We start from the raw sequence: 17,059 nt of genomic DNA, 5'->3' as shown, positions 1-17,059 counted from the left end.
ATGTACATCCCAGCCCACTTCACCGCCGGCCCCGACGCAATCCGCGACCTCCTCACCCGGCCGGGCGCGGCCAATCTGGTCACCATGACCCCACGGGGCCTGCTCGCCACCATGGTGCCCTTCGTCTACGATCCCTCGATCGGTGAACACGGCGCCCTGCAGGGACACCTCGCCCGCAACAACCCTCAGGGCTACGAACTGGCAACCAGGGAATCACTCGTCATCCTCCAGGGCGCGGACGCCTATATCTCGCCGTCCTGGTACGCATCGAAGGCCGAACACGGACGGGTTGTGCCGACGTGGAACTACTCCACGGCGCATGTGTACGGCAGGCTAGCCATCCATGACGACCCTGCCTGGCTGGGCAACCATGTCAGGCAGTTGACCGATCTCCATGAAGCGGGAACAGAGCGGCCGTGGAGCGTGGACGATGCACCTGAGCGCTACGTTTCAGGACAGCTGCGCGCCATCGTCGGCATCGAGCTGCTCATCACCAGGATCGAGGCGAAGACCAAACTCAGCCAGAACCGGCCCGACGCCGACATTGACGGCGTTGTGGCGGGGCTCCGCGCCCTTGGGCAGGCGGAGGCCGCCGCCGACGTTGAACGGGCACGCCGAAACCGCCCTTGACGTCCACGGAGCGCACTGGCAACCTCGTGTCCACCGGCCGCGAAGCGGCGGCCGGAATCCGGAGAGGCGGTGCCGAGAAATGGGGCAGAAACCGGCGAATGACATCCGCATTGTGCCCGCAAATGAAGCGTCCTGGGATGACCTGAAGGCCGTCATGGGCACGCGCGGCGAGGCTTCCCGGTGCATGTGCCAGTGGTTTAAGATCCGGGACAAGGACTGGAGATCCGTTCCGGTTGAGGAGCTCGCCGCGCGCCTGCACGCACAGGCAGGGTGCGGGAATCCCGACGCCCGGACGACGAGCGGTCTCGTCGCCTACCTCGGAGGCGAGCCCGCCGGCTGGTGCGCCGTGGAGCCCCGTACTGCCTACATCCGCATGCTGCGCATGCGCGTCCCGTGGGCCGACCGGAACGAAGACAGAACCGACGACGCCGTCTGGGCCGTGACCTGCTTCGTCACCCGCACGGGCTTCCGGCGCCGCGGCGTCAGCCGCGCGCTGGCGGGCGCCGCCGTCGAGTTCGCCCGCGAGCGCGGCGCCCGGGCCATCGAGGGCTACCCGATCGTCACGAGGCCAGGGCAGGAGTACTCCTGGGGCGAGCTCTACGTCGGCAGCAGCGGAGTCTTCACCGATGCCGGCTTCTCGGAAGTCAGCCGGCCCACGTCCCGGCGCGCCGTGATGCGGATCGACTTCCCCTAGCCGGCTATTCGCGGCACGCCGCGCCTGTTCGCCGGCCCGCCGAGCGGTGCTGCGTTTTGCGCCAAGAATAGTAAGCATGCTTTGCTTACCGGGTAAGCATTACTCCCGCAAGCAGTTCGCGGCGGGGCCCGCCCAAGCCGGCAGCCCCGTGAAAAGCCCAAAGGAATGAACATGATTACCCTGAACGAACGCCCGGACGCCACAAAGAAGACAGCGCGGGCGGGATGGGCCGGCGCAGCCGCCGGCCTCGGCGATGAAACGCTGTCAGCCCTGGACACCGGGCTGATGACCACCTTCAGCTCCCGCGTGCACTGCCGCAGGCCCATGGAGCTGGTCGATCCGAATGAGGTTTCCCCGCGCCAGCCGCTGCACGTGGACGGGCTTTCCTTGGCCCAGCCGGCCCCGACCGAGCAGCCGGTCACCTACCGCTGCCAGTGCGGCTTCACGATGGACGAAGCCGCCGCCCGCGACTACGCCGCCGCCAGCTGACACCTGCGCAGGTGGCCGCGGCGGCTTCGAAACCCAGCAGCGCTCAAACGTAGCTCGGAACCTCCAGGCTCCGGAACTACGAACCCTGGAAGATGAGCGGGTCGCGGCTGTTGTCCCGGACGGCGGTCCCGTGGACACGGAGCAGGACAACCGTGTGGTCCCCGGCCGGGACTTCGCTCTCCACCGAGCAGTCCAGCCAGAGGCCTGCGTCGTCCAGGAAAACGGCTCCCGGCTGCGTGGCGGTGAGCCCCACACCGGCAAAACGGTCCGCGGACTTCGACGCAATCTGCCGGCACACGGCGCTTTGCGAAGCGGCGAGGACCGAGACGCCGATCCGCCCGCCGGCCCGCACCAGCGGCCAGGTCCTCGAGATGTTCTGCACGGCAAACATCGCCAGCGGCGGATCCAGCGAGACGCCCACGGTGAAGGTGGATGCCACAATCCCCTGCGGCACCCCGTTCACGAGAGTGCACAGCGCTGCCACCCCGGACGGGACGTGCCCGAAGGCTTCCCGCAGGGAGGCCTGGTCCAGGTCACGGTTCAGGACGCTATTCGACGGCTCACGGTTCGGATACAAGGAGCTCTCTTTTCGTCAAGTCTGATGGGGCGGCGTTCTCCGCGTACGCGTTCTCTACGTACGCGTTCTCCGGCCGGGCCAGACCGTAGTGGTCGCGGAGCGTCGTGCCGGAGTAGCGGCGGCGGAAGAGGCCCCGGGTGCGCAGGATCGGGACGACGTGGTCCACGAACGCGTCCAGTCCGGACGGAAGCACGGGCGGCATGATGTTGAAGCCGTCCGCCGCCCCCTTTTCGAACCAGCCCTGGATGGCGTCGGCAACCTGTTCGGGCGTGCCGGAGAAGGTCCGGTGGCCGCGGCCACCGCCGAGCCGCCCGATGAGCTGCCGGACGGTAAGGCGCTCCCGCCGGGCGAGGTCCACGATCAGGGTGTACCTGCTCTTGGCCCCCTCGATGGCATCCTCGGAGGGGAGGTCCTCCGGCAGCTGCGCGTCCAGCGGAAGGGATTCGGGGGAAACCCTCAGGACACCGGCCAACTGCTTCCGCGCGTGCTCGGGGTGGATGAGGTCGTCGAGCTGCCGTTCCAGACGGCGCGCTTCGTGCTCGGTGGATCCGATGATGGGAACAATGCCCGGCAGGACCTTGATGCTTTCAGGATCCCTGCCGACGGCGGCGGCCTTCTTTTTCAAGTCAGCGTAGAACCGCTGGGCTTCCGGCAGGGTCTGCTGCGCGGTGAACACCGCTTCGGCGTACCGGGCCGCGAAGTCCTTGCCATCCTCTGAAGAGCCGGCCTGAACGATGAGCGGATGGCCCTGCGGCGGACGCGGCACGTCCAGCGGCCCCTGGATCCGGAAGTACCGCCCGGCGTGGTTCACCGCGCGGACACGGGAGCTGTCCGCCCAGAGCCCGGCGGCCTTGTCCCCGATGGTGGCGCCGTCCTCCCAGCTGTCCCAGAGCTTCCGCGCCACGTCCAGGAATTCGGCGGCCCGCTCGTAGCGCCGCCAGTGTGCCGGCTGGTCCTCCAGTGAGAAGTTCCGCGCCGCCGCTTCGCCGGCGGTGGTCACCACGTTCCAGCCGGCGCGCCCGCCGCTGATGTGGTCCAGCGAGGCGAAGCGCCGGGCAAGGTTGTAGGGATCGTTGTACGTGGTGGAGGCCGTCGCGATCAGCCCGATCCGTTCCGTGGCGGCCGCGATGGCGCTCAGCAGCAGCGTAGGCTCGAGCGTGCCGTACGGGCGCTGGCGGACGTCGCCGTGCAGCACCGGCGAATCGGCGAAGAAGATCGAATCAAAGGTCCCCCGTTCCGCCGTCAGTGCCAGCCGCTGGAAGTGTGCCAGCTGCGTGCCCGCAAAGCTGTCGGTTTCAGGCAGCCGCCAGGACGCCTCATGGTGTCCGGTGCTCATGAGGAAGGCGTTCAGATGCAGCTGGCGCCCGCCGTCGGCCGCTTCACGTTTGGATGCAGTCATGGTTGGTTCCTTACGGTGTGCGGGTGGGCGCCGCTAGGCGGCTTGCGATCCGACGGCGGTGCGCCAGCGGGAGAAGTGGCGTTCGACGGCGACGAGCAGGTAGTTGACCAGCAGGCCGAGCAGCGAAACAGTCAGGATCCCCGCATACATCTCCGGAATGAGGAAACTCATCTGTGAGTTCACGATCAGGTATCCCAGGCCCGCCTTGGCTCCGACCATCTCGGCCGCGATGAGTACGAGGATGGAGGACGTTCCGGCCATCCGGATTCCGGTGAAGACGGTGGGTACCGCTGAGGGCAGGATGACTTTCTGGAAGAGCCGGAAGCTGGACAGTCCGAGCGAGCGGGCCGCCCGGATGAGCAGCGGATCCACCGTGCGGACGCCGGCGATGGTGTTCAGCAGCACCGGGAAGAACGCCGCGTAGGCCACGATGCTGATCTTGGAGGTTTCCCCGATGCCCAGGAGCAGCGTGAAGACCGGAAGCAGCGCCAGCGCGGCCGTGTTCCGGAAGACCTCCAGGAGCGGATTCAGGAACCTGTCCAGGGAGCGGTACCAGGCAGCCAGCAGTCCCAGGGCCACGGCGGCCACCACGGCGATGCCGAAGCCGCTGGCCGAGCGGCTCAGGCTTGCCGCCAGGTGGTTCTGCAGCTGGCCCTTCTCGACGAGGGATGCCAGGGCTTCGAGCACCACATGCAGCGGCGGGAGGAACACCCGCGTGGAGGCGGGTGCCAGATACGTGGGGCCGAGCTCCCACAGCAGCAGGAACAGGAGGATGGCACCCGAGGCCCAGAGGATGCGCCCCGCGTACCGGGCGCCGGAGCGGAACCTGGCGGCGGCCGCCCCGGGTATCCCGGCAACCGGCCGGTTCCCTTGTGTGGCGTCCGCTGTGGCGGCTGCCGGGCCCGTGATATCGGCCGGGGTTTGCTGGTTTTTGGTCAGGGTGGAAGTGCTCATCATGCTGCCTTTCCGGTGGAAGGGACCGGTGCCTCATCAGGGGCTGAACCGTCAGGCTGGATCTTTGCGTGGCCGGCCTGCTGGGCCCGCCGGACCTCGTCGTGCAGGAGCGACCAGACCTGGTGCCGGTGCTCGACGAAGGCCGCGTTGGAGCGGACGTCCTCGTCCCCGGAGCGGTCACCCAGATCGATGTCAACAATCTGTTTGAGCCGGCCCGGACGGGAACTGAGGACCGCGACGCGCTGGCCCAGGTAGACGGCCTCGTCAATGCCGTGGGTGATGAAGATGACGGTCTTGCCCGTGGTGGCCCAGATGCGCAGCAGTTCGTCCTGAAGCTGCTCGCGTGTTTGGGCGTCGAGCGCCGCGAAGGGCTCATCCATGAGAAGGACGTCCGGCTCATAGGCCAGGCTCCGGGCGATCGCCACGCGCTGCTTCATTCCGCCGGACAGCTCGTGCGGGTACCGGTCCTCAAAGCCGCCCAGGCCCACGAGTTCCAGGTATTCGCTGGCCTTGCGGGCGCGGTCCCTCCGGCTGAGGCGATTCCCGTCGCTGCCCGGTCCTTCGAGGCCGAAGGAGACATTCGCGGCGGCGGTCCGCCAGGGGAAGAGCGCGTACTGCTGGAAAACGACGGCGCGGTCCCGGCCAGGTCCCGTGACTTCCCGGCCGTCCACGAGTACCCTGCCGGTGTCCGGCTTACTCAGGCCGGCAAGCAGGTCAAGAAGCGTGGTTTTGCCTGAGCCGCTCGGACCAACGAGGGTAATGAATTCCCCCGCCGAAACGTCGAGGGAAATTCCGTCGAGGGCCGTCAGGACAGAGCCTTCCGGATTCTCTTTCGTTGGCCGGACGGTGAATTTTTTGGTGATGTTCTGCAGGCTTATTTTCGGTATGGGGCCGGTACCGGGGGTCATGGATGGGTTCCCTTCAGCAGGTCGTCTGGAGTCGTCGTAGCGGCGGTGGTTGGCTCGTGTCCACCATCAGAGCAGAGATGAATCCAGGGGCTGAAGAGCCTGGTCATGAGGGGAAACCGGACGTAATGCGCCGCGTCAGGAAGCCGTTCCCGGCCTACGGGCGCCCGTCGGTCACACCGCGCAACAGACCGTAAGAAGGGGTACATATGGCGACCTGTTCGGTTCCGCAGAGGGGATGTATGCCCGCCTGCCGGCCAATGTGTCGCGGACGTTAAGGAGGGCTACGGGGCGTGACTGGAGACGTCACAAGGCATCCCGCGGGAGCGCCGGGCAGAAAATCTGCCCGGCGCTCCCGATTGTTACATCAAGGGCAGCAGCGCGTGCCGCCGCAGGGCTTAGTTGGCGGCCGTGAAGCGGGTCCGCCGATGAGCAGGGTTTTCGATCTCATCGAGCATGGCGACGGCGTAGTCCTGCGTGGAGATACTGGCACCGGCCGGGGAGTCCTTCGCGATGGAGTACTTGCCGGTTCGTTCACCGGGCTGGATCAGCGGAGCCGGCGCCAGCATGGTCCACTCCAGGTTCGAGGGGGAAACATTGACTGCCTCATAGGCGGCTGCCAGTGTAAGGGCCTCAGCCTTGTAGGCTTCCGGAAAACCAGGGGTGTCAACGAGCCGGACGCCGTCGACTTCCAGGGCACCCGCACCTCCCACGATCAGCAGCCGGGTGTCTCCGGCACTGGCGTAGGCAGCCTTCATGGCCGAAAGCCACTCGTTATGGTCGCCGCCGGTTCGGCTTGGGCCGGTCGCCAGCACGACGGCGTCATGGGTTCCGGAAATCTCTACGAACGTCCGGGCATCGGCGAGGTCAGCTGACCTCGCCTGCGTCCCGGCAACATCTGCACCCTTGCGGGAGATGGCTGTCACATGATGCCCACGCGTGAGGGATTCGTTGACGATCTGGCTGCCGACCATGCCGGTGGCTCCGTAGACTGCGATTTTCACTTGATCTCCTAGGGGTTGGTATCCTTGCGGTACAGCCCCACGGTATCTATTCGATACTGATAGCTTCAAAGGAACATAGTTACCATATGGATACCAGCAGCGCCCCTGCCAGCATTTTCGATCCGAACTGCCCCTCACGCGTGATTTTCCAGCGCATCGGCGATAAATGGGCGTCGCTGGTCATCCAATTGCTCGCCGACGGGCCCGTGCGCTTCACCGAGCTGAGGAAGATGGTCAGCACCGTAACGCCAAAGGTCCTCACGCAGACGCTTCGTTCCCTGGAACGCGACGGCCTTGTCAGCCGTACAGTCCATGCGCGGGTCCCTCCCCGCGTGGACTACGAACTGACGGAGATGGGCCGTTCTCTGCTTGGTCCGCTGATCCAACTGCGGGACTGGGCAGAGAACCACGTCCCCAATATCCTCCAAGCCCGCGACATGTACGACGACGCCCGGGACGAAGAACTCCTGGCAGGAAGCTGACGGAACCCAAGCTGACCTTGCTGCGCATAAACGGCAACGGTTTTAGCCGCCGTCCGTTTTAACCCCGGCTGAGGCGAAAACACCGGACTGTGCGTGCACGAGGAACACCGCCCCGAGCATGTCCACGGCAAGGAGGGCTGCAATCACCCGGGTGAGCACGCCCCAGGATCAGTTAATTGCACCGCATTGGCCGAATTCAAACGCGAACCGATCTCCGAACTACAAAATGACTCCAGCGAAACTTCGGCTCGCCATGGCATCAATGGGCTAACCCAACACGAAAGTCAGCGATCTCTGAACTGGGCATCACCCGGCAGACCCTGTACCGGCATGTATCGCCTGCCGGGGAACTCCGCCCAGACGGTGAAAGGCTCGTTGGTCGATAGACAGTCGGTGAAGGGACTGTCTGAATAACGGTGTGTGGGGTCCGTCCTGATCCGAGAGGAGACGGCCGTGTCAGAGTCCACGACCGCAATAGCAGGGGTGATGATCGATCCTGTAACGGGAGAGACCATCGATCAGAAGGAGCTGCGGAGCAGTTGCTCGCGCAGGCCAAGGAACATGGCGTGAGCCTGGTAGGCCTGGGCGGGCTACTCAACCAGCTCACGAGGAATGTGCTGGAGACCGCGCTGGAAACCGAGCTGACCGAGATCGGCCCTTCGAGATTGAGGTGCCCGGGATCGGGAGGCGCGTTCGAGCCGGTAAATCGTGCCCACGCGAAAACGGCGTCTGGACGGGATCGATCAAATCGTGGTCCTTTACTGTATGGGCGGCTCGGACCGGACGGGCCGGCGCAGATCAGCTCCTGACCTCGGCAGCCCGTCCGGCGATTCCCGCACATCCTGCACACAGACATCGTCACCCCTAGCGGACAGGGCTTCACGGAATGAAATCCGGTCAGGACGCCGACCCTTCCTTCAGGGAAAACCCCGGCGCCGTCACCTGATGTCCTAACGCACTTATGCCAGCTTCACCGCGAGTACGTTGCAGCGGGCACCGAGCAGGATACTCTGGGCCGTGGAGCCCATGATCAGCTTCCCCACAGGCGTGCGATGGCGCAGACCAATGACAATCAGATCCGCCTTGCTCTTTGCCGCCATGTCCAGGACCTCCTCGGCAGCAGTTTCATTCGAGCTGCCGTGATGCACCATGTACTCCACACCTGAGGACTTCAGAGTTTCCTCCAACCCGGCAATATCAGCATCGTCCGCGTAACCGGGGTCCACCAACCTGTCGGAGCGGGTGGTGTTGACCACCAGCAGCGAGGCGCCGCGCCGCTGCGCCTCGTCCACGGCCGCAGCCACTGCAGCATCGCCAAGGGAGTTGGGAACATAGCCCACTACGATGGTGCTCATTGTCTGGTTTCCTTTGCTTTGCTGGATTCCGGCCGCTCGCCTGAGTCCTTCTCCGACGCATTGTTGTCAGCCTGCGCCTCCGGCTGCGGTTGACCTGCCTCCCCGGAGGTCCCGGCAGCGGGGACCTCAACGGCAGGGCCGACAACCTCAGACTCTAGTACCTGTTGCCGACGCCTCAACCAGAAGGACAGGACAAAGATGACGATGAGTACCACATAGATGCTGGCTGCGATCGGGGTGCTCACCAGCGCCACCGGATTGCCCTGCGAAATCGCCAGCGACCGACGCAACTGGTCCTCGAAGATGGGTCCGAGGATGATGCCCACCACCATGGGTGCAACGGGATAGCCGTACCGCCGCATGAAGAAACCGAGTATACCCAGGACCAGCAGGATGAACACATCCACGGGAGTGAAGTTCACCGAGAAGGCGCCCATCGCGGCGAAAACCAGGATCCCGGCATACAAGTACGGCCTCGGGATCTGCAGGATCTTCACCCAGATGCCCACGAGCGGCAGGTTCAGCACCAGCAACATCAGGTTGCCCACGTAGAGGCTGGCAATCAGTGCCCAAACCAGTGCACCCTCAACCTCGAACAGCAGCGGACCCGGCTGAATGTTGTAGCGCTGGAAAGCCACCAGCATCATGGCAGCCGTCGCGGTGGTGGGGATACCCAGAGTCAGGAGAGGAACCAGTACACCGGCGGCGGCCGCATTGTTCGCCGATTCCGGCCCTGCAACCCCTTCGATTGCGCCCTTACCAAACTGCTTTTTGTGCTCCCCTCTGGCAAGCTTCCGCTCGGAAGAGTAGGAGAGGAACGTGGCAACGTCGGCACCGCCCGCCGGAATAGTGCCGACCGGGAAACCGATGAACGTTCCACGCAGCCAAGGCTTCCAGGACCGCTTCCAATCTTCACGGTTCATCCATGTGGTCCACCGGCCGGCTACCGGGATGACCTTGATGGGACCATGGCGCAGACGGGAAGCCACATAGAGTGCCTCACCCACCGCAAACAACGCAACGGCCACCAGCACCACGTCAACCCCGTCCGCCAGGAACGGGCTGCCGAAAGTGTAACGTTGCTGGGCGGTGATGGCGTCAACACCCATGAGGGCGATGAAGAGCCCCAGTGCCAGGGATGCCAGGCCCCGCAGCACTGATGGGCCCAGCAGTGCACCAACGGTCAGGAAGGCAACGATCATCAGTGCCACGTACTCCGTAGGACCAATCTGCACGGCAAACGCGGCAACGTACGGTGCCAGGAAACTCAGCAGAACGGTGGCAATGGTGCCGGCTATGAAGGAGCCGATGGCCGCCGTGGCCAGTGCAGCCGCTCCCCTGCCTGCCTTCGCCATCCTGTTGCCTTCGAGGGCCGTCACAATGGACGCTGACTCGCCGGGCGTGTTCAACAGGATGGATGTGGTCGATCCGCCGTACATGCCCCCGTAGTAGATGCCCGCGAATACGATAATCGCCGCTGTGGGATCGAGGCTGTAAGTGATGGGCATCAGCAGTGCCACCGTCATGGCCGGGCCAATGCCTGGAAGCACGCCCACCGCTGTGCCGACGAGCACGCCGCCCAAGGCATACAGCAGGTATATCGGCTGCATCGCAACGCTGAAGCCCTCCAGCAGGGAGATGAAGTTATCCATTGAAGATCGCAATCCTTTCGAGCAGGAACCCCGCCGGAAGTGAGACCCCCAGCAGTCCAGCGAAGACAAACTGCAGGACCAGGGCCAGCAATACGGCGATGATGGCATTTCGCCACCAAGGCTTCGCTCCGAGGGACCATGCCGAGCCGAAGAAAAGCAGGGCAGCCGCAACAGGCCAGCCAAGAGGCTCGATCAGCAACAAGTGCAGGGCAAGGAAACCCGCCAGCTTGGCCACTGTCAGCCAGTCGGTTTTGACGTTGGGGTCGATGTCCTCCCCCTCCTCGGCCGCGCCGGTGTGGCCGCGGAGCAGCTGGAAGATCAATCCTGCGCCGAGCAGTACCAGGCCTCCAGACACGATGAAGGGGAATACCTGGGGGCCCACCACCCCTGCGGAGGGAGGGGTGCGTATGGCCGCACCCGCCACGAATCCGACAATGCCGATGCAGATGAAAAGGGCCGCGAAGATCAGCTCTCCAAGCGGCCTGGCCGGAGCGGCAACGCCGCCCTCGGCCGGCCGGTTTGTTTGAGTGCTCATGATGGCTAGAGCAGACCGATGTCGGTGAGTGTGGTCTTCACTGTGGTGATGTCTTCCTTCAGGAAGACGTCGAATTCCTGGCCGGCAATGAAGGCGTCCGCCCAGTTATTGGTTTTCAAGGCTTCCTTCCATCCCTCGGTCCCGGCCATGTCGGTCACGAGCTTGGTCAGTGCCTCTGCCTGGGCCTCATCGATGCTTCCCGGCGCGACAACTCCGCGCCAGTTGGTCAGGACGACATCAATGCCCTGATCCTTGAGGGTCTTGACTTCGGGCAGCTGCGCCGCTGGTTCTTCGCCGGAGACAGCCAGCGCGCGCACAGTGCCGGCCTTGACCTGCTCGGCGTACTCGCCAACACCTGAGATGCCGGCCGAAACCTTGTTGCCCAGGAGCGCCGCGAGTGATTCACCACCACCGGAGTACGGAATGTAGTTGAGGTTCTCGGGAGCTACACCGGCCTCTTTCAGGATCATTCCAGCCAGAATGTGGTCCGCACCACCGGCTGAGCCGCCGGTGATGGACACACGCTGGCCCTTCGCCTTGATGTCCGCCACCAGATCATCGATGGTTGTGTACGGTGAGTTCGCTGGAACGACCACGATGAGTGGTTCTTCCGTCAGCCTTGCGATCGGGGTGGTGTCTTCAATGCGGTTCTCGGCTGCGTTCGTCTCCACGGCGCCAACCATGACATAGCCCATCACCATCAGGGTGTCGGGATCCCTTTCGGTGGCCAGCTTCGCCAGGCCGTTGGTGCCGCCGGCACCGCCGACATTCTCCACCGAGGCGTTGCCCACCAGATCGTTGTCCTGCAGAACCTTCTGCATGGCCCGGCCGGTCTGGTCCCACCCCCCGCCAGGATCGGCCGGAACAATGATGTTGAGCCTGTCGATCCCGGTATCAGTACCTGCGCCGGCACCACCGCCGTCGGTGCAGGCTGTCAGAGCAAGCGCCGACGCCAGGGCAGCCGCACCCAGAGCCGAAAAGCGCGTCATCGAGCTGTTAAGCTTCATAGTTCCTACTCCTCCTGGAGATGTGATGCACCTCACCACAACTTCATTGTCAGTGTAGAGGCGATCAACAGGCTGGAAACAATACGGACACAACGTATTTATTGGTCATTGTGGTCATGCTTCCGAACGCCTGGCTGCCAGGCCTTTCTGCGGCGCTTCTGCACGCCCCGTCGACCGCGAGTGAACGTGTCACAATTACAAGATGATCCGGTCAATGTCGCTTCGATCGCAGCTGTTCCTGCTTCAGCTGCTGATTGTGCTGATCATTGTCCTGGTGACAGGCTCCGTGGCCGTGCGGATGCAGGAGCAGCAGATCCGCGACGAGTACCAGTCCCGCATGGTTGGGGTGGCTCTTTCCGTCGCGCGCCTGCCGTCAATCGTTGATGCCTTTGAGGATGCGAATCCCAGTGAGACCATCCAACCGATTGCTGAGCTGATAGCCCAGTCCACTCAGGTGACGTATGTGGTAGTTACTGACGACACCGGTATCCGCTACTCGCATCCCAACCCCGAACTGATTGGGCACGTAGTGTCCACCGACCCCTCCATACCCCTGTCCGGTGAGGTTTTTGTGGGCACCCAGACCGGAACCCTGGGTGAATCGTGGCGTGTCAAGGTGCCCATCCGGGACGCCGAGGGCGACATAATTGGAGCCGTCTCGGTAGGCACCCTCGAGTCGGCGTTGGCCGCGGATTTGCAAGAGGACCTGCCGCAGTTGCTGATATGGCTCATCGCCGCCGCCCTTGCCGGAACGGCCGGGGCCATATGGATCTCGCGCCTGATCTGGCGACGCATCTATCGGCTGGAGCCGGAGGAGATCGCTGCGCTTTTGGAAACCCGTGACGCCATGATCCATGGCATCAGCGAGGGCGTCGTGGCGGCGGATGAGCGGGGTAATATCGCGGTTCTCAACGATGAGGCGAAGAGGCTGCTGGAGCTTGATGACGAGGCAGTCGGCCGTCCGGTTGGAGAAGTGCTGGAACCTGCACTGGCCCAAAAGTTCGACAGCACCGACGACAGCGATGGGGTGGTGCTGGTTGGCGAACGTATTCTCCTGGCCCGCGCCAGCGGCGCCAGCGTGGACGGCAGGAAAGTAGGCAGCGTCCTGATTCTGCGTGACCGCACCGAGCTGCACCAACTGCTGACGGATCTTGACGGTGCACGCGACGTCACCCAAGCGCTTCGGGCGCAAGCACATGAGTTCTCCAACAAAATGCACGTTATCTCCGGGCTTCTGGAACTTGGACGGACCAGCCAGGCAGTGGACTTTATCTCCCGGTCCGGGCACGGCGGCTCTGTCATCTCCGGCGAGATGTCTCCGGGCATCACCGATCCGGACACAGCCAGTCTCCTGATGGCCAAGAGCACCATCTGCGAGGAAAAGGGAATTACCCTGGCTATTGATCCGGCATCGACGTTCACACCTGACGGCACCACCGATCCTGTGACGGTGCTGGGAAACCTGATCGACAACTCCTTGGAAGCCATCGGATCAAACGGGACCATCCATGTCAGGCTCACTTCCGATGATGATGGCTCCTCCATAGTGGTTTCCGATGACGGACCGGGCATCCCCGATGAAATCCGCGACCTCATCTTCTCCTCAGGGTTCTCCACCAAGGACGCAGCGAATGCTGGGTCCCGAGGAATTGGGCTGGCCTTGGTTCAGCGAGTGGCATTGCGCCGCGGCGGGGCGGTCTCGGTTGAGCGGTCCATGTTCGGCGGCGCTCAGATCAGCGTGACACTGAGCCGGGTCGAACGTCACGCCGCCCTCAAGGGGATGCCCGCATCGTGACACTCATACGCACGCTGGTTGTCGATGACGATCAGGAAGTTGCCGGTGTGCACACCGGCTTTCTGCTGGCGCACGGCGGATTCGACGTTGTCGGTGTTGCCTACTCGGGCGACCAGGCCCTGAAGATGATCAGGGAACTGAAGCCGGAACTGGTGCTGCTGGACGTCCACCTGCCGGACATGTCAGGCATAGAAGTCCTGCAGACGTTGCGGACCTTTCCCGGCGATCCTGTGGACATCATCGCGATCACTGCGGCGCGCGAGCTCGAAACCGTGCGCGCCGCCATGGCTGGCGGTGTGCTGCACTATCTGATCAAACCGTTCAACTCCAAGGTCTTGCTCCAGCGGTTGGACGACTACGTGGAGCATCGTGCAAGCATCCTGGCGCATACGTCCGGTGAATCGGCACCCCTGGATCAGGACCGGATTGACCGGCTGCTGGCCTCGACTCCATCCAAGGCGGCTTTCCCTGCCCCGACCCACATGCTGACGGCCCAGGAACCCCTCCCCAAGGGGTTGTCGGGACCAACGTTGCAGGCAGTGGAGGCGGACCTTCGCGCCGCCTCCGTAGGTGCTTCGGCGTCCGAGGTTGCCGGGCGGCTGGGCCTTGCACGCGTGAGCGCGCGAAGGTACCTTGAATTCCTGGTGGAGCGGGGCAACGTGCGGGTAACCCACAGGTACGGTGCTGCTGGACGCCCTGAGAAGTTCTACCTGTGGACGGGAAACTAACCGCTCGGGGGTCATCCGCCCAGACACTGACCGGCCGCCGGTCGCTCTGCGGGTGTCACGTAGAATGGAACATTATGGATGACCCTCCTTCACATATGCCCAAGCCCCTCCACCTTCTGACCGGTTCACCGGCCACCGCAGGAGAGGGGCGCCCGAATGTATGAATGGATCATGCTCGGCATCGGCCTTGTTCTCACGGTCGGTACCGGTTTCTTTGTTGCTTCCGAGTTCGCGCTGGTCAATCTTGACCGTAACGACCTTGAAGCCCGCCAGTCGCGCGGCGAAAAGCGCCTTGGGCCCACCATCAAGGCCCTCAAGATCACCTCGACGCATCTTTCCGGTGCGCAGCTCGGCATCACCATCACAACCCTGCTGACCGGCTACACGTTCGAGCCGGCCATCAGCCGGATGCTCAGCGGCCCCTTGCTGGCTGCCGGACTCCCTGAAGGCGCCGTGCCGGCGGTGGGCTCCGTCGTCGGTATTTTCCTTGCCACCATCTTCTCGATGGTGATCGGCGAGCTGGTGCCCAAGAACTTCGCCCTGGCCCTGCCGCTCGCTACGGCGAAGGTGGTGGTACCGTTCCAGGCCCTTTTCACCGCCGTGTTCAAGCCTGTGATCCTGCTGTTCAATAACACCGCAAACGCGATCATTCGCTCTTTCGGCATTGAGCCGAAGGAAGAACTCTCGGGCGCCCGCAGCGCGGAGGAACTCAGCTCGCTGGTGCGGCGCTCCGCGCTCGAAGGCCTCCTGGATGCGGATCATGCAGTGCTGCTGCACCGCACCCTGCGCTTCTCCGAACACTCCGCCGCCGATGTCCTCACACCGCGCGTGCGGATGACCGCGGTCAACGTCGATGACACGGCCGAAGAAATCGTCGCCCTTGCCCAAACCACCGGCTACTCCCGGTTCCCCGTCATCGGGGAGGACCGCGACGACGTGCTGGGCGTGCTGCACGTCAAGCAAGCCTTCGCCGTGGCCCTGGAAGACCGGGCCCGCGTCACCGCGTCAGAGCTGATGATCGACCCGCTTCGCGTGCCCGAATCCATGGGCGTCGACACGCTCCTGGTCCTGCTGCGCAAGCAGGGCCTGCAGGTAGCTATCGTCTCGGACGAGCACGGCGGCACCGCCGGCATCGTCACCCTCGAGGACCTGGTGGAAGAGATCGTGGGCGAACTCGAGGATGAACACGACCGGGCGCGTGTCGGCGTGGTCCGGGTAGGCCGGTCCATCACGTTCGACGCGTCCCTGCGCCCGGACGAACTGCTTGACCGGGCCGGCATCACTGTCCCGGATGACGAGGACTACGACACCATCGCAGGCTTCGTCACGGACCAGCTGGACCGCATCCCCGAACTCGGCGATGAAGTGCAGATCGCCGGCGGGACGCTCCGGGTCGAGCGCGTCCTGGGCACGCATGTGGAGCGGATCCGCTTCACCCCGGACGGTTCACAGGAAGCGTCCAAGAGCCCCCATGACCGCATCATCGATAGCCTCACCTCGGAGCTGACCCATGAGTGAATATCTTCCCGGCATTATCTGGCTGTTGGTGCTCCTGGTGGTCAACGCCTTCTTCGTGGGTGCCGAGTTCGCCGTCATTTCGGCCCGTCGGTCCCAGATCGAGCCGAAGGCCGAGGCCGGCAGCAAAGCTGCGAAGACCACGCTGTGGGCCATGGAACATGCCACGCTGATGCTGGCCACCAGCCAGCTGGGCATCACGGTCTGTTCGCTGGTGATCCTGAACGTCTCCGAACCGGCCATCCACCACCTGCTGGAGATCCCGCTGGGCCTGACGTCCCTTTCCTACGAGGCCATCAGCATCATCGCCTTCGTTGTTGCACTGCTGCTGGTGACCTTCCTTCATGTGGTCCTGGGCGAGATGGTTCCCAAGAACATCTCGTTCTCCGTCCCCACCCGCGCGGCGCTGATCCTGGCCCCGCCCCTGGTGATGGTGGCGCGGATCTTCAAACCGGTGATCTGGACGTTGAACGGCATCGCGAACTCCATCCTTCGCCTGTTCAAGGTGGAACCGAAAGACGAGGCCACCAGCGCCTACACGCTGGACGAGGTGGCGAACATCGTGGAGCAGTCCACCCGCGATGGCATGCTCACCGACACCACGGGCACCCTGAGCGCGGCATTCGAGTTCACCGCCAAAACCGTGGCGGATGTGGAGGTGCCCATCAGTGAGATGGTGCTCCTGCCCGCGTCCGCGACGCCGGCGGATATCCAGCGCGCGGTGGCCGAGCATGGCTACTCCCGGTACATCCTCACCGATGACGACGGCGTCCCCTCCGGATACCTGCACCTCAAGGACGTGATGGACCTGGTCACAGCGGAGAGCTTCACCCGGCCCGTTCCGGCCAAGCGGATCCGCCGCCTCGCCTCCGCATTCAGCGGAGGTGAACTCGAGGACGCGCTGGCCACGATGCGGCGCACCGGAGCCCACGTGGCCCGGGTGTTTGACGCCCACGGCAACACGACCGGTGTCCTGTTCCTGGAGGACATCATCGAAGAGCTCGTGGGCGAAGTGCAGGACGCCACCAGCGCTTGAGAATCAACATCGTTTTGGTGCCCGGCAGCGGTAACAGCACCGTTGCCGGGCACCGCTCGCCAGGAGCACCATGTCACCTTCCGCTGACTTCATGGGTCCCATCCTGGAACTCATGACCTGGGTCGGTTTCGTCCCCGACATCCCCTGATCATCACAGGCTGGGTCATCACCAAATACCGCTGTCCGTGGACCAGCACCACAGAGCAACTGCCGTCGGCATCCTGTGCACCCTGGCCCGCTTTGTTCTGATGATGTCCTGACACCACGACCAGACGGACACGGCACTTAGCCCACCGGCTGCT

At 64.1% G+C, this 17,059-nt stretch carries 17 protein-coding genes and 1 pseudogene; 9 read left to right on the top strand and 9 right to left on the bottom strand.

What is annotated here, in order from left to right:
- The 3 genes from AC6CH3_RS02415 (at position 1) to AC6CH3_RS02405 (ending at position 1,813) form a co-directional block, all read left to right on the top strand.
- Positions 1–630 carry an FMN-binding negative transcriptional regulator gene (locus tag AC6CH3_RS02415; protein ID WP_498130940.1) on the top strand — a complete coding sequence of 210 codons (630 nt, stop codon included), beginning with the start codon at positions 1–3 and terminating at the stop codon, positions 628–630.
- Between the two features lie 79 nt (positions 631–709).
- Positions 710–1,324 carry a GNAT family N-acetyltransferase gene (locus tag AC6CH3_RS02410; RefSeq protein WP_498130939.1) on the top strand — a complete coding sequence of 205 codons (615 nt, stop codon included), beginning with the start codon at positions 710–712 and terminating at the stop codon, positions 1,322–1,324.
- A 171-nt stretch (positions 1,325–1,495) separates the two neighbouring features.
- Positions 1,496–1,813 carry a hypothetical protein gene (locus AC6CH3_RS02405; protein WP_498130938.1) on the top strand — a complete coding sequence of 106 codons (318 nt, stop codon included), beginning with the start codon at positions 1,496–1,498 and terminating at the stop codon, positions 1,811–1,813.
- Between the two features lie 76 nt (positions 1,814–1,889).
- On the opposite strand, the gene AC6CH3_RS02400 is transcribed toward AC6CH3_RS02405, so the two are convergent.
- From AC6CH3_RS02400 to AC6CH3_RS02380, 5 genes are all read right to left on the bottom strand, one after another.
- Positions 1,890–2,390: a flavin reductase family protein gene (locus tag AC6CH3_RS02400; RefSeq protein WP_498130937.1), complete on the bottom strand. Its 501-nt coding sequence runs from the start codon at positions 2,388–2,390 to the stop codon at positions 1,890–1,892.
- Positions 2,374–3,789 carry an LLM class flavin-dependent oxidoreductase gene (locus AC6CH3_RS02395; RefSeq protein ID WP_498130936.1) on the bottom strand — a complete coding sequence of 472 codons (1,416 nt, stop codon included), beginning with the start codon at positions 3,787–3,789 and terminating at the stop codon, positions 2,374–2,376. The genes AC6CH3_RS02400 and AC6CH3_RS02395 overlap by 17 nt, the downstream gene beginning before the upstream one ends.
- Before the next feature lie 33 nt (positions 3,790–3,822).
- Complete coding sequence (locus AC6CH3_RS02390) at positions 3,823–4,743, bottom strand: ABC transporter permease (RefSeq protein ID WP_498130935.1); 921 nt, start codon at positions 4,741–4,743, stop codon at positions 3,823–3,825.
- Positions 4,743–5,651: an ABC transporter ATP-binding protein gene (locus AC6CH3_RS02385; protein WP_498130934.1), complete on the bottom strand. Its 909-nt coding sequence runs from the start codon at positions 5,649–5,651 to the stop codon at positions 4,743–4,745. The genes AC6CH3_RS02390 and AC6CH3_RS02385 overlap by 1 nt, the downstream gene beginning before the upstream one ends.
- A 395-nt stretch (positions 5,652–6,046) precedes the next feature.
- Positions 6,047–6,652, bottom strand: a complete 606-nt coding sequence (locus AC6CH3_RS02380; protein WP_498130933.1) for an NAD(P)-dependent oxidoreductase — start codon at positions 6,650–6,652, stop codon at positions 6,047–6,049.
- 86 nt (positions 6,653–6,738) lie between these two features.
- On the opposite strand from AC6CH3_RS02380, the gene AC6CH3_RS02375 reads away from it, so the two are divergent.
- On the top strand, positions 6,739–7,134 hold the full coding sequence (locus AC6CH3_RS02375) for a winged helix-turn-helix transcriptional regulator (protein WP_498130932.1): 396 nt from the start codon (positions 6,739–6,741) through the stop codon (positions 7,132–7,134).
- Positions 7,135–7,620: 486 nt separating this feature from the next.
- Positions 7,621–7,890: pseudogene (locus AC6CH3_RS02370) on the top strand (IS256 family transposase); the annotation flags it as partial.
- Between the two features lie 203 nt (positions 7,891–8,093).
- Here the strand turns inward: AC6CH3_RS02370 and AC6CH3_RS02365 are convergent.
- Genes AC6CH3_RS02365 through AC6CH3_RS02350 form a run of 4 tightly spaced genes read right to left on the bottom strand, consistent with a single transcriptional unit; the run spans position 8,094 to position 11,683 of the window.
- Entirely contained in the window at positions 8,094–8,489 is a 396-nt protein-coding gene (locus AC6CH3_RS02365; RefSeq protein WP_498130931.1) for a universal stress protein, read from the bottom strand.
- Positions 8,486–10,141, bottom strand: coding sequence for a tripartite tricarboxylate transporter permease (locus AC6CH3_RS02360; RefSeq protein WP_498130930.1), 1,656 nt, complete (start codon positions 10,139–10,141; stop codon positions 8,486–8,488). The genes AC6CH3_RS02365 and AC6CH3_RS02360 overlap by 4 nt, the downstream gene beginning before the upstream one ends.
- Positions 10,134–10,676 (bottom strand): tripartite tricarboxylate transporter TctB family protein, encoded by a 543-nt coding sequence (locus AC6CH3_RS02355; RefSeq protein WP_498130929.1) that lies wholly within the window; start codon positions 10,674–10,676, stop codon positions 10,134–10,136. Before AC6CH3_RS02355 ends, AC6CH3_RS02360 begins: the two co-directional genes overlap by 8 nt.
- A 5-nt stretch (positions 10,677–10,681) precedes the next feature.
- On the bottom strand, positions 10,682–11,683 hold the full coding sequence (locus AC6CH3_RS02350) for a Bug family tripartite tricarboxylate transporter substrate binding protein (protein ID WP_498130928.1): 1,002 nt from the start codon (positions 11,681–11,683) through the stop codon (positions 10,682–10,684).
- Between the two features lie 202 nt (positions 11,684–11,885).
- Between AC6CH3_RS02350 and AC6CH3_RS02345 the strand changes: the two genes are divergently transcribed.
- The 4 genes from AC6CH3_RS02345 to AC6CH3_RS02330 all read left to right on the top strand — a co-directional run bounded on the left by AC6CH3_RS02345 (position 11,886) and on the right by AC6CH3_RS02330 (position 16,757).
- A complete protein-coding gene (locus tag AC6CH3_RS02345) occupies positions 11,886–13,478 on the top strand; it encodes an ATP-binding protein (RefSeq protein WP_498130927.1) in 1,593 nt (530 codons plus the stop codon).
- A complete protein-coding gene (locus AC6CH3_RS02340; RefSeq protein ID WP_498130926.1) occupies positions 13,475–14,206 on the top strand; it encodes a response regulator in 732 nt (243 codons plus the stop codon). The genes AC6CH3_RS02345 and AC6CH3_RS02340 overlap by 4 nt, the downstream gene beginning before the upstream one ends.
- A 156-nt stretch (positions 14,207–14,362) precedes the next feature.
- Positions 14,363–15,724 (top strand): hemolysin family protein, encoded by a 1,362-nt coding sequence (locus tag AC6CH3_RS02335; RefSeq protein ID WP_498130925.1) that lies wholly within the window; start codon positions 14,363–14,365, stop codon positions 15,722–15,724.
- Complete coding sequence (locus AC6CH3_RS02330; RefSeq protein ID WP_498130924.1) at positions 15,717–16,757, top strand: hemolysin family protein; 1,041 nt, start codon at positions 15,717–15,719, stop codon at positions 16,755–16,757. The genes AC6CH3_RS02335 and AC6CH3_RS02330 overlap by 8 nt, the downstream gene beginning before the upstream one ends.
- The last annotated feature ends 302 nt before the right edge of the window (positions 16,758–17,059 follow it).

It is taken from the genome of Arthrobacter sp. GQ119 (assembly GCF_059759125.1).
This window is presented reverse-complemented; position numbering and strand designations above follow the sequence as displayed.